Source organism: Priestia sp. SB1 (assembly GCF_038898415.1).
Window position 1 is genome coordinate 1 of record NZ_JBBJSS010000003.1, and the last position, 15,418, is coordinate 15,418.

The 15,418-nt window shown below is 39.1% G+C and carries 8 protein-coding genes; all 8 read right to left on the reverse strand.

The features are described from left to right. Window positions 1-122: 122 nt before the first annotated feature. The 8 genes from WKH56_RS10580 to WKH56_RS10615 are packed head-to-tail and all read right to left on the reverse strand — an operon-like array spanning window position 123 to window position 15,416. Window positions 123-524 carry a hypothetical protein gene (locus tag WKH56_RS10580; RefSeq protein ID WP_255905637.1) on the reverse strand — a complete coding sequence of 134 codons (402 nt, stop codon included), beginning with the start codon at window positions 522-524 and terminating at the stop codon, window positions 123-125. Beyond that, window positions 500-934: a hypothetical protein gene (locus tag WKH56_RS10585; protein ID WP_342835599.1), complete on the reverse strand. Its 435-nt coding sequence runs from the start codon at window positions 932-934 to the stop codon at window positions 500-502. The genes WKH56_RS10580 and WKH56_RS10585 overlap by 25 nt, the downstream gene beginning before the upstream one ends. A 39-nt stretch (window positions 935-973) precedes the next feature. Beyond that, the gene (locus tag WKH56_RS10590) at window positions 974-1,414 is read right to left on the reverse strand and encodes a hypothetical protein (RefSeq protein ID WP_342835600.1); all 441 of its coding nucleotides are present in this window, start codon (window positions 1,412-1,414) and stop codon (window positions 974-976) included. Between the two features lie 20 nt (window positions 1,415-1,434). Further along, on the reverse strand, window positions 1,435-4,683 hold the full coding sequence (locus WKH56_RS10595) for a hypothetical protein (protein WP_342835601.1): 3,249 nt from the start codon (window positions 4,681-4,683) through the stop codon (window positions 1,435-1,437). 54 nt (window positions 4,684-4,737) lie between these two features. Next, complete coding sequence (locus tag WKH56_RS10600; protein ID WP_342835602.1) at window positions 4,738-6,495, reverse strand: hypothetical protein; 1,758 nt, start codon at window positions 6,493-6,495, stop codon at window positions 4,738-4,740. Window positions 6,496-6,516: 21 nt separating this feature from the next. Next, window positions 6,517-8,067, reverse strand: coding sequence for a phage tail spike protein (locus tag WKH56_RS10605; RefSeq protein WP_342835603.1), 1,551 nt, complete (start codon window positions 8,065-8,067; stop codon window positions 6,517-6,519). Beyond that, window positions 8,064-9,491 carry a distal tail protein Dit gene (locus WKH56_RS10610; protein WP_342835604.1) on the reverse strand — a complete coding sequence of 476 codons (1,428 nt, stop codon included), beginning with the start codon at window positions 9,489-9,491 and terminating at the stop codon, window positions 8,064-8,066. Before WKH56_RS10610 ends, WKH56_RS10605 begins: the two co-directional genes overlap by 4 nt. A 15-nt stretch (window positions 9,492-9,506) precedes the next feature. Then, window positions 9,507-15,416: a hypothetical protein gene (locus WKH56_RS10615; RefSeq protein WP_342835605.1), complete on the reverse strand. Its 5,910-nt coding sequence runs from the start codon at window positions 15,414-15,416 to the stop codon at window positions 9,507-9,509. Between the last annotated feature and the right edge of the window lie 2 nt (window positions 15,417-15,418).

The window sequence follows — 15,418 nt, forward strand, 5'->3', positions numbered from 1 at the left end:
CCTCTCGAGTTCAGGGCTAAAGCCGTCTAGTGTTGTTTTTATTATTTTCACTGTCTACTTGACAGGGGGCAATTCATGATTACCGTGCCTTTGTCGTATTTTTTCATTTATTTCATCCTCCCTTATCGTTTAAAAAAGAATTCTGAAAGAGCTGGACCGAAAGCATCCATAAGCCAACCACCACCGACAACGGCAGTAGTTATAATTCCTATAAGGTTCCATTTACCTTTCTCCTTCTCAAGCTTCACATCATCATCACGTTGCAGTTCATTGATGGAGATATCATGTGTATGAAGTTTTTCTCTATGTTCCTTTTGTTCTTTTACAAACTCTTTCATTGTCGAGGTCATTTCACCTGTGTTTTCTTTAATCGCTTCTAAAGAAACAACCATTGGTAACACCACTTTTTCAAGGTTGCTTACATTTTGTGAAACTACACTGATATCACGCTGCAGCTCTCTTTTTATCCGGTCAGTATGTTCATAAAGCTCTTTATGCGTTACAAAATCTTCTCTTCTCTCCACGCTTTTACCCCCTTCAAAGCAATGGTTATATTCACCCCTGCAAACAATAAGTAGCGAAAGGCGTTAATTTTATATGCTGATGTGTCAAAAGATGCAGTTGCATAAAGAAGCGTAAGGCCAAAACCGGTAAAACCAGCAATCATAAAAAATAAATATTGTAGCCTTCTGTATTCAATCACTACTGCAATTAGGTGAAAAATGGCACTTAGGCAAAACAAAAGACCCCATACTTTAATGCTCATGAGGTCTTCCATTCTTTGATATGTGCTTTCATTACTGATTTCATCACTGGCTAGAAAAATAAAGCAAACACCCGTGATAATTGTGTAGAACATAACTACAATTGAAAGTGTGTCTAATACCGTATCCCGAACCTTTTTATCCATGTTGACCTCCGTTGTATTTGGCATGTTCGGCCCCCCTTTTTCTCATTCTCTCTCTTTTGGTTATTAAACTAAACTTAGATCAAGCAACAATGGAGCTGTTGAAGTTGCAATTTGCTTTTTAACAGTGAAATATTTCTTTTTCAATGCTGTATCTTTTGCAAGGTATTCATCATAATCATCAGATTCAGACATTAAATTAAATTGTGCTTGCTTATAGTTTTCTTCTAATACTTTAGAAGCAATTTCGCGCTGAAAGTCTGTTAATAAATCTTGTGTAATAACCCCGTTATAGCTTTTTTCAACAATGATGTAAGGTAAATTAATTCCTGTTGCTGTCATATTTGCTGTTTTCAGCGAATCTACACCAAGAACAAACGGCGGCGTTACATAGTCAATAGATACAATTTCTAATGTATCAGGATTCAAATATAAAACTTTATGTGTGCTGTCTTGAATGTTTTGTTGAGTTGATTCTTCAATATCAAGCATTGCTTTTTCTATCATTTTAAAAACCCCTTTTTAAATTAATTTTTGTAAGTTACTTCAACTTTTAGATTGTTATTAAAAATCATATACGGGCTATCTGCGTACACCCAAAGACCAATCCCATAAACAGAAGTTTGGTTAATTGAATTCTTGAATGCTGCTGTTGCATCAACCCATTTGCTTTCTCCCCACTTGAATCCCGCTGTATATGCTGTACCAGTGGAAAGCCCACCGTAGAAAGTAGGTTGTGAACTACTAGACGGTTGCGATTGATAACCGTGTAAGACAAAACGCGCGTTTTTTGAAGCAGAAGAACCACCGCCATTATAACGCTGCGCCCAAATGCGAACCTTTGTAATTGTTTTTCCATTGAACTGATTAAACTGAGTACCAAAGAACCAATAACCCATATAACGCCCGTAAGAACTGGTCCAAAGAGCTTGGCGAACATTCCCACCATACCATTGACCACCAAACCCTGAACGCCATGAATTACCGCTGTTAGCTGTTACTGTAACGGTTGTATACGTTGTAGGAGCTGGCGTTGTAGGAGCTGTAGCTGTTGGATATGTCCATGTCCCTTTTATCAATCCCCCCTCCCATTCATTAGTGTTAGCGGTTGAACCTGTAGGAGCTGTACCAGCACCACCAATAAATGATGAACGGTATGCTCTCATGCCATAAGGTGAACCACTACCTTTACAATTCACCACATCAATCCTAGCGCCATAGCCGGCCAAAATACATGAGTTTGTACCGTTGTAAAATTCCCCGTCCCTTAAATCTCCATAACCATTACTAATCATAATCGGATAGGCCGCAAGACCTTTTGCATCCATGATTGTCCCGCCTGTTGTAGCAAAACGAGCTGTACCTTCACAATAAACAGGATTTGCTGAACTTGTTGCGATGATTTTACCTTTGTTCATAACGCAATTGACTGTATTGTACATATATTTAAAACCGCCATATACAACGTTAGATAAGTTTTGAAAGTCTATTTTTAAAATTCCGTTACCTGTGAATCCTTGAATTAATACATTTTCGTATATTTCTTTCCCGTTGTTGTAATGTATTGTTATCGTTACATCATCAGAAAGAACTTTAGGTAAACGGTTAACAGCTTCTTGAATTGTTGCAAGCGGGCTTGACCATCCTGATCCATCGTTATCATCATTGCCGTTCATAGGATCAACATAGTAGTTAGTTGCCCCTGTAGTTGTTTCTACAATGTTAGGAGCTTTAACGCTTTTAGATGCAAACAACGTTTCTGCTACAACATTCTGAAATCCTGAATAATAAGTTACACCATCATCATCTAAAGTGTTTAACCCTACAGCCAAATCACCATTTGCATCTAAAACGATTAATTGACCGTTAACATTGTTTGCCCCTCCAAGGGTAGCAGTTCCACCTTGCAATTTATCAAATTCAACAGATGAACCTTTAATGTGTCGGCCTTCAATCGTACCATCAACAATCAAATCAGCATTAGCTTTTCTACGCCAAATAAGATTGTCTACGTAAAATTTATTTGTTGTTTCACCATTAGCTGAATAGCTAATGTAAAAACGCAAGTATGCAGTACCATCAGGAACCTTGAAAGAACCACTTTTTGTAACAAAAGCTGTTGTTCGCGGTGATTCAGTCCATCTTAACGGCGTGTTCCAGATATCTAATGATTGCTTTTTAGCGTCATAACATAAAAAACCTACTCTTCCATCACCTGTTCCCGCCGTGTTTAAATAGCGAGCTGTAGCTTGAATAAACATTTCTTCACCAGCTGTAACAGGTATAAGGTTATTTACGTAAATGCTGTTATTTGAGCTTTGTAAAGCATCCATAGCTAAAGCTTTATTTGAACCGTTCCCGTTTTGGAAAGTGGAAATATCCTCTACCCTGTTCTTTGATCTATTCGCTTCATAACTTGGATAGTATCCTAAAGGGAATGTGTTTAACACATCGTTTTCAAAATCCGGATTTTCAACAAGGTTCGTCCAATCAGCTAATAAAAGAGATTGTGCAAAAATAGTTCCTGTTGCTATTGCAGCTCCATTAAAGATTGAGTTTTGCCCGTTGAATCTCCAAAGAGTAACCGCTTCTGCTGCATCTGACCATTTAGTTCCATTAAGAGACAAGTTATCTAAAGCGCTTTGTCCTTTACCATCAGCTTGATCAATTGCATCTGTAATGTCTTTTACATGCGGATTCCAGGAAGTTGCTTTATCTCCCTCTTCTAATTTAAGAGAATGAAAATTCAATTCCCCGCCTGTTTGCCCTGTAATTCGATACAAGGTAAAGCTGTTGTAAGTTGTATTTGTAGCAGTAAACGTAAAAGTTACATAAGTCCAAGTAGTTGTTAATGCTACACTTTTTTGCCCGCCTTGCTCATGTCCAATAGTCCAGGTTCCGGAACCTTTAACCCAACCAGACCAAGTATATTTTTTACCTACTGTTAATCTTGGAGCTGACCAATAACGGCCACCGCTATTTGTAGATGTATCTGTTCTTAGAATTTGAGCTGCAACGCCATATGGTGCAGTAGATTCAGTAACAAATGATAAGGAAGTAGCTACGCCGGTCCCTACACTAGCACTTAATTTATTGGTGTAGCCTTTCATACCCGTTAATTCAAGTAAATTGGCCCCACCTACAACTACATCATCTACGTTTTGCTTCTGCTTTGCTTCAATAGCTTCTTTCAGCGCGTTGACTGCATTATTATATTGCAGGAACTTATCCCTGAATGTTGATTTCGTTACGCTGATTGTTTTTGATTTATTGACAGTTGAGAGGTCCCAAATTTTAACCGGTGTTAAACCATCCAAATAGGTTTTTAAGTTTGTATATTGTGTTGCTACAGCTATATACAAAGAATCAACCGTTGCCATACCTGCATTTAAAGCTTGCTTTCTCACCGAATAAACTTCACCTTTACTACTACCATCAAGTGTTGTGATTGTCGGCAAAGTAGTTGCGCTATCCGCGATTACATAACCGATAATTTCAGTTATTCTATCCTTCAAAATTTTTCGTTCTGTATAATCAATCAAGCTATCGCTTGTAATATCATCAATGCTTTTCTGAATGCCATCAATAGTGTCTGAATAATTTGGATCAAGTTCACCTACTTCAATCCAAGCTGAACCATCCCACTTTTTCATCATGTTAGGAGTGACATTTGTATCTAACCAAAGAGTATCAATTGAAGGGTTTGCTGGTGCTGTTCCTGCTACTATCGCATCGTTTAAATCAACTAATGAAAATGTACCTGTTGCAATTGCCATCAATTGGCCCTCCTTTCTTCAAAATAAAAAGAAGGAGGAATTCCCCCCTTCTCCTTACGCCTTATCTAAATCACACACAACATTACCCCTTGCGTTTACATCCGATGCAGCAACAGTAATTGTTTTTCCTGTCTTGTTTCCGGTTGTATTCCAGGTTGTATTTTTAACACCATTAGCATCATACAAGGACCAGTTATAAGTAAACATGGTTCCTGCAGCATCAACTTCTACACCAGCTTGAAAAACTTTAGCTGTTAAAGTAACTGTTCCTTGTCCGTTTTTAAATGTATTCGTTCCTACGATTGTTACAACGTATGGATCACTAACATCCGTTACGGTGCAAACATCTGAATATTTAACGCCGCCATAAGTTACAACACATTTGAATGATTCAACGCTTGGAATAGCACTTGCTGGAATAGTAATTGTGTCAGTTGTGTAACCTGTAACACCATTAGCCGTTGCAGCATCTTTCATTAATCTCCAACCATTACCGCCATCTGAATCACCGCCGCTTGATGTTGTTGCAGAAGGATCTTGATAGTACCATTTGAAAGCAGTACCGGTTACTTGATTCGCTCCTTTGTATACATCCACATGAGCTTTAACCGTTCCTGTAGAGTTGCGCACTACGTTTCCTTCCGGCGTCCATACAACAGCTGTTACCGCATCAGCACCGGCTTGACCTGTTTGACCATCTGCAACAATCGGTATGATTTGTTCATCAATAAAGTTCGTTGCCGATGGAGTAACACCGGCTTGATACAATCGCACACGAACCGCTTTAATTGCAGAAGTAGCTTGAGCTGTTGGTGTGTATGTTTTAGATGATTCATTTGAAGCTGATGTGTATTTATCAGTAAATGTTGAACCGTCTGTTGATTCAGCAATAACAAACTTTCCAGCGTAAGCAGAAGGTGTTCCCGCTCCCGTTTGGGCGAATGCTGTAAATGTAATACTAGAAGGTGTGTAAGCTTTTGAAATGTTCATTTGGATTGCTGAAACGCTCTGAGATAACCAGTAAGATGTTGCGTTGGCTCCACCTTTAGTTTTGTTTACGGTGAAAACTTTTGTGATAGTTGCGTACCCGCTTCTTGTCGCTGTGAAAGTAACAGTTCCTACATCTGCACTCATACCTGTAGTTGTAAATGTTCTGTTAGATGGTGTACCTGATGCTGTACCTGAAATACCTGACAATGCTTGTGTAATGGTCCAGTTCACTGTATCATCCGTTGCACCATTGAAGATTGAAATAGTTGTTGCAGCTCCACCATAACTTGAAACCGTGCCGTTTGCATCAGCTGGTACGTTTGCGGATTCATTGCTTAATACGGCCATAATCGCATTTGTACCATTCGTACCGTTTGAACCGTTTGTTACTTTAATAATCTCGTATTCTGCTTTTGTTGTAACATCGAATCCGGTTCCTGGATCAGTGTAAACAATTTCAGCCATATAAGTCATAGAGTTATTTGAAGCTAAAACGTTTGATTTAATTGTGAGAGTTTTAACGGAACCTGTACCTAAAGTATAAGTGGTATCACTAGCTGTAATTTCTGTATAGTTTCCTGAACTGTTTGTTTGATAAAACCACTTAATGCTCTTTGCTTGAGAAGCAATATCTGTATTGTTACCAGCAATAAAAAGCTGAGGTGTTAAAACGTTATTTGTTGTTGCATAGTTAGGTGAATAAGCTCCACCATTGGGATTATAAATAACTTGTCTTTGTTGTGATGAACCTATAAAGGCTTGCAGTTGTCTTGCATCCGATAAATCAACTAAACTCATTGAACCAGTAGCTACGATAGTCATAAAATACCACTCTTTCTTCTTCTAATTTTTTTGTTCTTCCGGTAAATCAAGGTCACAATAGAAAGTGGCGCGCTGGTAAACATCGGATGTACTAACTGATATCTTGCTACCTACATTCTTGTGTGCATTTGTCCAAACGTAATCAACATTGCCCGCTCTATCTTTTTTCGTCCAAATGAACGCTTCTACTGGCAATGTATCCGTTATGTTCTCTTTTCCTCTATAAACACGGGCGGTTAACTCTGTATCTATTAAACCGTTTTTAAATGTCATACCATTGCTTGAAATTACTTCTACTTTGTAAACAATATCGTTTTTGATTTTGTCTACTTTTTCTTGCGCACCTTCCGGCGTTTCAGCTCCTATTTCACTAGCTGTTGTAGGCGTGGCTTTTTTCCACTCAAAACCGTCCCAGGTGTAAAGAATTTCTACAGGCTTAGATGTATCTATCCACAACACATTAAACGCCCCTTTTGGCGGCGTTGGTTGTCTGAGTATCTTAACCCTTAGATTCTTTTTAAAATCATCAAATTCAGCTAATACATCCCGCTGAGAGTATTCAACGAATTCTCCTAATGTATAGTTCTTGGATGCTTTATCAACCAAAGAACGTTCTACGCTAATTACACGTGCTTCTACGTACAAAGGAGGAATGTAGTGTAAATCTTTAATGCGTAATGTATCCCCAAACCTAACTTTTTCATGTTGATAACCTGGAACGTTTTCTAAATCAGCTTGTGAAATTTCATATTCAACAATGCTGTTGATCCGTTTGGCTAATTCAGTTTTACCTAAAGAAGTTAAACGCTCTTTTGTCATTTCTGTATCTGAGCTTTCAGGTTCATATATTTTCCACAAATGTTTTCCTTTTCGGCCCCAACGTCTTAATGCGTCATTATCTTGCACCACAACAGAAAGCCGCGAACCATCATCTTTTTCAGGACCTAAGCACAAAAGAGCTGTTAAAATATCATCTGTTTTTTCTTTACGCACCAAATTAAGCAAGTCTTTTCCAAATTCAACTTCTTTACCTTTGAATTCTCCAACTTGCTCAAGCATATCTACAACGCGTCTAACAATTCGGTTTCCGTCAATCTCTACCCGAAAATCTAATTCACGGCCAAAAGTTGTTCCTATGAGCTGTATTGATTCGTAAGGATCTGAGTAATCAAAAGATATTTTCCTGATGTTTTCATTATCTGTTACACCCATTTCCCACTCAGTACCATCTAACACAAAGTTACCGGCGGTTCTGACTGTTTGCCCTGTTAATTCTTTAGGCTCAATAGTCTTTTGCTTACGTAGGTCTAAATATGATGCTGTACAAATAGCTGTTACTTCATCACCGTCACGTTCAATATCATCTATGATAAATTCACGAAAATTACCGTCTTCATCAGGAATTACAACCCTATTCCTTCCTACAATAAACTCCGCTTTTGGATGATCTGCAGGACAAGAAAATTCAAACGTTTCTTCTAACTGTGAATTTCTTTTGTGGTCCCCTGAATGCAGGCTTTCATCAAGTGTAGCAACAATATCATCTGATTGTTTTTCAAGAATGTGGATCATCTGAATTTCTCCCTCCACGTTACCTTAGTAGGCAAGGCCGGGCTTGTAACAATAACGTTATCACCCCGATTGAGAGGAAAATATTCACCACCAAATGCTTTTAAATCAAGGCGTGATTCACCATTTACTAAAATATCTTTACTCTTATGATCAAAAGTGACTACATCCCCTTGCTTTACAATGTAAGGAATTTGATTTTTAGTAAGCTGGTTAATCTTATACACTCTTACATCATCAGCTCTCAGCGATGGAACCGGACGCGTTCCGTATTGCGCAATGTAGATGCCTATTTGAGTCGGTTTTCTCATAAATTGCTGTTCTACATCGTTAAATTCTTTGAACGTCCTTGCTGTATGTTTTCCAGTGGTTTTATCTACTTTAGCAACATAAGCAGTCCAGCGTGTGCCAACCCGTAATATTCCGTAGAAATTCCAGTAAGTTGATTCCTTTTCGCCGGATGTACTAACAATATCCCTGTACCCTGCATCACCGCCGCCTGTTCGTGCTGTAGCGTAGTTACGCTTTCCGGATGAATCAACATCTTTAATTGTTAACATGCAAACAGAAAGGTTGTTTTCATCTAACAAGTAGACCTCAACCTTTCCAAATTTATCTTCACTGGTATTTAAAATTTCCACCATTGCTTCCATGCGGAAATCTGTTAAAGTTTGCCCTAATGATTTTTTATAAAAAGGACCATGCCAAGCGTCTTGAGTAGTTCCAAAATCTTGAGCTATAAAACGGTATCCATCGGATTTCATGTTGCCCGTTGCGTATCCATCAATCCCTACGCGCCCTTCCGTTTTAGCCCACCCAACAATTGAAGTTAATTTATCATTCAATACAGTCTCTTCTTTATCTACTGCATAATCTTCTAAATTAACAACGCGGCCTATACGGTTGATCTCTTCACCGTTAGTAATATCAATGTTTGTATAGCTTTTATCAATTTGAATTTCTATAACTGGTTGCGTTTCAACAGTCCCGGCGTTACTAGCTGTTGTTAGTGCAGTACCGTTTGATATGACCGCATCGGCAACCTTTTCTGTTTTTGCGTATTTATAAGGATCAGGACAAATAAAAGTTATTGTACCCTGTCCAAGTGTCACAATTTCATCAGGATCAAACGAACCATCCACCAATGCATAATATACACGGTCAGGTTCATCATCAAAGATTAATTCCGCTGCTTCATCTGTAATCAACCAAGCAGCTAAATCTTCTTTGATCTTTTGCAGATTCTTTGCATTTATCCAAATAGGAATAGTAATTTCTCGAACATCTACGGTTGTACGCTGATGATAACCACCCGGACGGTTTGGAATTTTTAGAATGTCTCTTTGAATCGGCGCCCAAGCTGGACGTTTCCAGCCTGGTGCGATATTCAAATAACTTCGGCGTTCACCGTTAAATGTAATACCCAAGGTTATCACCCCTTCCTAAAATCGTTTTTTAACATCATCTTGCTTACTGTCATACTCTTTACGTGCTTTGTAAGTAGCTTTAGCGAACGATTTACCATCAATATTAAGCTCTACAAGAATAGGCTTATCATCTTGGCTATTTCGCTCAGGTGTTTGACTAGGTTTTTCATTAGCTGGATAGTTTTTGACTAAGTTTGTTGTATTAGCGTAATCAGCTGCAGTGAATGAAGAAACTGGTGTTGTAATAGCTGAAACTGCATTGTTAGTTAAACCTTGCAGCAACGATGATAAAGACAACCTACCATCCATCAACATATCCATATCAAAACCTAATTGCTCACCTACATATCTAAAGAGCTGTAATGCACGGGCGCGGAATTGTTCAAGCGGAATAATAACTTCACGTTTTCCACCTTCACCTACGGTTGCATCATGTTCATAGTTGATAATTCCACCGCGTTCATACTTACGTTTTCCACTTGGCCCCCAACCGGAACGGCCGTATTTTAAATCCTTCTTCCAATTGGTATTGTTAAACCATGCTAAAAGCTGGTGATAGCCGTTATATATATCGCCAAATCCCTTCATTTTGAAGCGCGCAAATGATTGCGGTATATATTGAAGCAATCCACGTGCAGGATTTCCATTTCTTACGTTGATATCACGCAACCTTGGATCTTGAGTGATTTTTTCATTACCCTTGGATTCTCTATGAATTTGGGCAATAATCCCGTTCACTTGTGCAGGTGTTACTTTCTCTTTCATTTGTGCTGCAGCTTTTAAAATTGCACCTCTCCAAGCTTCTGCACTTTTACCGGATTTACCAGCACCGCCTTGTCCTGCTGGCGGGAAGAAGTCTGCATGTACATGATCGGTATGAGGATTTTTTCCCCCTCCACCGTAAGGACGCCATTTCTTTCCTTTACCCGGTCCACTGATTCGGTGATTATAGATAACATATTGCAAGTTACTTGCTGCAGTACGTAAATACTCAGCGATTTTCGCCATCGTACCCTTAGACCCGGAAATATCAAAGGCTCTCCCGAAAGCATGCATTGATTTTGAATTACCGCCAACCATGTTACGGTTGTTATAGCCACCAGCGAATGAAGTTTTCCCGAATTTATCCTTAACCTTTCTATACCAAGCTTCTACATAAGGCTGCATACCACCAAATCCGCTACCTGGACCAACTTTACCAGGATCTCCACCGCCATCTGAGAAAGACATATATTCATCTAGTTTCGATTTAATAAAACCAACTGTAGAATCTTTTGCTTTCTTCACGCCGCCGGTTAGAATATCACCCGCTGCACTACCTAGTTTCGGTAGATCCGGAATGAATTTGCCGAACACCTTTTTCATGAGTCCTTCCGGATCAGACATGTAATCCCAAACATCTATAGCTAAATCTTTTGCTTTACTTGCTGTTTTTACTGTCTTATCCTTTGCATGCTCATAAACTTCTTGTCCTTTATCTAATACTTGGCCACCTGTATCTTTAGCCCAATTACCAACAGCTTTTGCAGCGTCACCGATAACGTTACCCTTTTTATACATTGGAGCAGTTATTGAACGCATGAATTGAGCTGTTTTTTCACCACTCAATACTTTTGTTCCTTTCTCCATGTTGACAAGTGTAGGTTTATTTGGACTTAGTGCAGCAGTCCCATCAGGTCTAAGCATTAATTCTTGTTTATACCCATCGCCAACCCAAGCAGGACCATCTTCCGGATGCCCGTCTGTTCCTCGCTTGTACTTTGGTACATTCCATTTAGGAATTTCTTTTACATCTATTTTGTTAAGCACCCAGTTTACACCGGATATAGCGCCGTTTAAGCCTTTACCCATCGCCCCAACTAAAGTGTTTGCGAATGAAGTAACACCTTTTTTCACGCCGCCGGCCATTGCTTTGATACCATCACCGATACGTCCGGGTAACTTTTTAGCGCCTGAAACGATATCATCAAAAACAGAATTCACTTTGGACTTGATACTTTGGAACATTTCCGTTGTACGGTTGCGTAGTGAAGCCCATGCATTTACTACACCTTCTTTTGCTGATGATGCTAATTTTGTCACATTATTTTTGATTCCAGACCATAAATCTGAGAGGAATTTTCGCACCGAATTAAAAATATTGATTGTTCCATTTTTCAATGCATTCCACTGATTTTTCACATTGTTCCAAAGACCTTGAGCTGCTTTTGTTACGAGATTTTTCAAAGCGCTCCATAAGTCAGACAGGAATTTTTTCACCGCGTTGTAAATATTAATTGTCCCACTCTTCAACGCATTCCATTGGCTTTTTACGTTATTCCACGTTGCAGCAGCGTATTTTGACACGGTATCTTTCAAGCTAGACCATAAATTTGTCAGGAAGGATTTTGTAGCGTTATAAATATTGATTGTTCCAGCTTTTAATGCGTTCCACTGTGACTTAACGCCATTCCAAAGAGCTTGAGCCGCTTTGACCGCATTATCTTTCAAAGATGTCCACAAATTTGAAAGGAACGTTTTTATTTCGTTGTAAACCGTCACTGTTGAACTTTTCAAGGCGTTCCAGTTATTTTTTACGTTGTTAATGTAATTTTGTACGATTTTGGTTGCGTTGTCTTTGATCCAATTAAACGCCGCTACTATGAAATCTTTGACTGAGTTATAAATTGAAATTGTATTATTTTTTAAATTATTCCAGTCATTTTTTACATTCGTCACAAAATTTCGGGCGATTCCAACCGCTAAATCTTTGGCTTTTGTAAGCGCGTTTACTACTGCATCCTTGACCGCATTAAAAATTGAGATAGTTGAAGATTTTATAGCGTCCCAATTTTTCACAACCGCATAAACCGCTAATCCAAGTGGACCACCTAAAGCCGCTAACATCAATGGACCCCACTGTTTAAAGAAGGAAACCACCGCATTAAAAGCTGTTATTGTCGCTGATTTTATTTGGTCCCAATACTTAACTACTGCATAAACCGCTAATCCAATCGGTCCAGTAATAATTGCTAGGATTTCCGGCCAATATTTTTTCAAGAAATTCCAAACCGCTGAAGCTCCCGTTTTAAATGCATCGAATAATTTGTTAACGAAATTACGGAATGTTTCAGACTTGTTATAGGCCACGACAAAAGCCACGCCTAAACCAACTAAAGCTGCGATAATTAAACCTATAGGATTCATCATCATACTTAAATTAAGCGCTCTTTGTGCAGCTGTTACCGCTGCTATAACACCCTGCAAACCACCACCTACTAATGTATAAGCAATCATAGCCGCTCTAACAATACCCATGATAGCCACTGATGCTTTTTGTGCTAAGTTCCAAGCTTTTACTGCAGCTGCAACACCTGTAACTATTCCTTGATAGGTAACAAACGCTGCTGCAAGTCCTAAAATGACAGGTGTAAAACCTTCCCACTCAACAAATGCATCAACTACACTAGCTATTTTTTCAGCAATTGGTTGTATAGCATCACTCACTTTGTTCAAACCAACGGCTATTTTATCCCCGATGGATTGCCAAAAAGAAGCCATGTTTTGCGCATCGCTTCCAACCAACTTATTAAGTAAAGTAGTTACTTCATCACCTATCATTTTGAATGCTTTAATGAAAGGTGCTGCAATGGTACTACCTGCTTGTTTCAATGTATCCCACAAGTGCATAACAGCATTGCGTAAATCCTCTGAGTTTTTCCATAGCTTAATAAATGTTCCACCTACTAGAACTAAGGCCCCTGAAACAACCGTTGCAGCTCCTGCTATCCTCAACATACCAAGAACAAACGGTTTGATGATCAAGAAGGTTGCTGAAAAGGCCGCTTGCATCCCTTTTGCTTTACCGATACCGATAGCCATAGGTGATAAAATTAAACTCATTGCGGTGAAGAGATACGTAAACATTCCCGCTGCTGCTGTTATACTTGGATTCATTTGATTGACCGAATTAACAAAGTTACCAATAGCTGTTGCACCATCAACCGCTTTAGCCGCTATTTTGCCCCAAATATCTATGAAAGGTTGTAATGCGTCTAACCAAGTGGATTTCGCTTTTTCAAGTGAAATACCTAAAGGTGTTAAACTATTTTCAAGCGCTTTGATTTTTTCGGATGTTTCTTTTTGTAATCCTTCTAATTCTGTTAGTGCTTCTTTACGAGCTAAAGCATGTTTTTCTTTCCATAGTGCAACATACTTGTTCAATTCAGAATCAGACATTTTAGTAAGCGCTTGGATTTGGCCCGCTGCTTCCGGTCCCATTTTCCTGAGAGAATCAAGCAATTCCTGATCAATTCCTCTTTTAGCTAAACTATCAATGTTTGAAGCCCAATTCTTCATCACATCTACTTGACCTTGTAGATTTTTCATCAAGGTTTCAGGTTTTGTTTTCTCTACCTCAGCCTTTTCAAATAATCCCCAGGTATCCACAATTTCTTGTGTACGGTCTTGTACTGCTTTTTGATAATCAAGCAATAACTGACCACGCTGTTCAAACACATCAGCCATTTCAGGACCTTTTGCTGCGTTGAACATTGCTACTGTAAAACCAGCTAATGCAATCCCTACACCTATAGCAACTTGATTCATACGCATTAAGCCCTGATTAATGAGCATAATTCTATCATTCAAGTCCTTCATGCTGGCATTACGCCCTAACATGCTCAATGCGATATTAGCCGCTGTTCCACGCTTACCCATATCTTCTAAGCGATTGCCGATGTTTAAAAAGAATCTATCAATCCTTTGGATATGACTGACTTCCGGTAAAATATCCATCATCTTTTTTGATTGATTACTTCTTGCGTTCATCGTATCAATTGAACGAATAAAACGGTCCTTGTAGGCTTCCATTTGGATAGCCGCCTGATTCGCTGCATCTGATGTATTTACGCCTAATTCCGTAATCATGGCTTGATAAGCTCTACCGCCACGTGATGCGGCCATCATAGCCCTGTCAACATCGCGCAACTTTTGTTCAACAACTCTCATTCCAGCTTCATAAGAACCAAAATCACCAGCGTCACGCAATGCTTCTAACTCACGTTTTGACTGATGCAATTCATCTTTAAACCTAGCAAGACGTTGTGTAGTTTCTTCTGTTGAAATTTTCACTGTACCATCACGATTAAGACCTAAGATAGCTAATTGCGTTTCCTTGGTAGCACTACTTAACCCTTGAATAGTTTTAATTGCGTCTTTACCGGTTGATGTAACGCTGTTAATTCTATTTAGAGCAACACTTGATTTAATAGCTGAATCAGCCATTTGATCTAATGACTGTGTACCTTGAACGGCCATTCTGCGGATTTCACGCCTAGAAGTATTTACTTCACGCCCGAAATCTTTTAAATGGTCAGGAAGTTGTCTAAATTTACGTTCAAAGTCAACGTCATCAGCTGCGCGTTTCAATGCTTTAAACTGGATTTCAGCACCCCTGATAGAATCACGAACTTCATCAAAAGCACCGCCATCACCTAAGTTATCAAGCATATCATCAATGTTGTTTAACTCTCTTTCAATCATGCTCAAACTACGTTGTGTAACTTTTCCTGTACGTGACATTTCCTGTTGAACACGATTAAGGGAACTATCAATCTTGTTGAATGAGTTTGTTTCACCAAGCGCATCAAATTCATGTTCTAAATCGTTCACGGTTTGGCGTGTTTGTTCAAAGTGTTGGCGTGAATCTCTCAAAGCTCTATTTAAGTCATCTAATGCTCTACGGTCATTCAATGAATCAATTGTGTCACTAACCGCTGAAACACTATCATTCATCTGTGAGAAGCTATGCGATGACTCCCTAACCGTTTGCTGTGAAGTTCTACTTACACCTTGCAAACTACGTCTAACACCTCTTACAGTGGATAACAAACCATTTGCAGAAGCAGTAAAGATAGTGCGCATTTCCCTAATAATCCCGGCCATTC

Coding starts and splice junctions, on each gene's coding strand:
- WKH56_RS10600 (WP_342835602.1), bottom strand. CDS start 6,495: ATGACTATCGTAGCTACTGGTTCAATGAGTTTAGTTGATTTATCGGAT.
- WKH56_RS10595 (WP_342835601.1), bottom strand. CDS start 4,683: ATGGCAATTGCAACAGGTACATTTTCATTAGTTGATTTAAACGATGCG.
- WKH56_RS10590 (WP_342835600.1), bottom strand. CDS start 1,414: ATGATAGAAAAAGCAATGCTTGATATTGAAGAATCAACTCAACAAAAC.
- WKH56_RS10585 (WP_342835599.1), bottom strand. CDS start 934: ATGCCAAATACAACGGAGGTCAACATGGATAAAAAGGTTCGGGATACG.
- WKH56_RS10605 (WP_342835603.1), bottom strand. CDS start 8,067: ATGATCCACATTCTTGAAAAACAATCAGATGATATTGTTGCTACACTT.
- WKH56_RS10615 (WP_342835605.1), bottom strand. CDS start 15,416: ATGGCCGGGATTATTAGGGAAATGCGCACTATCTTTACTGCTTCTGCA.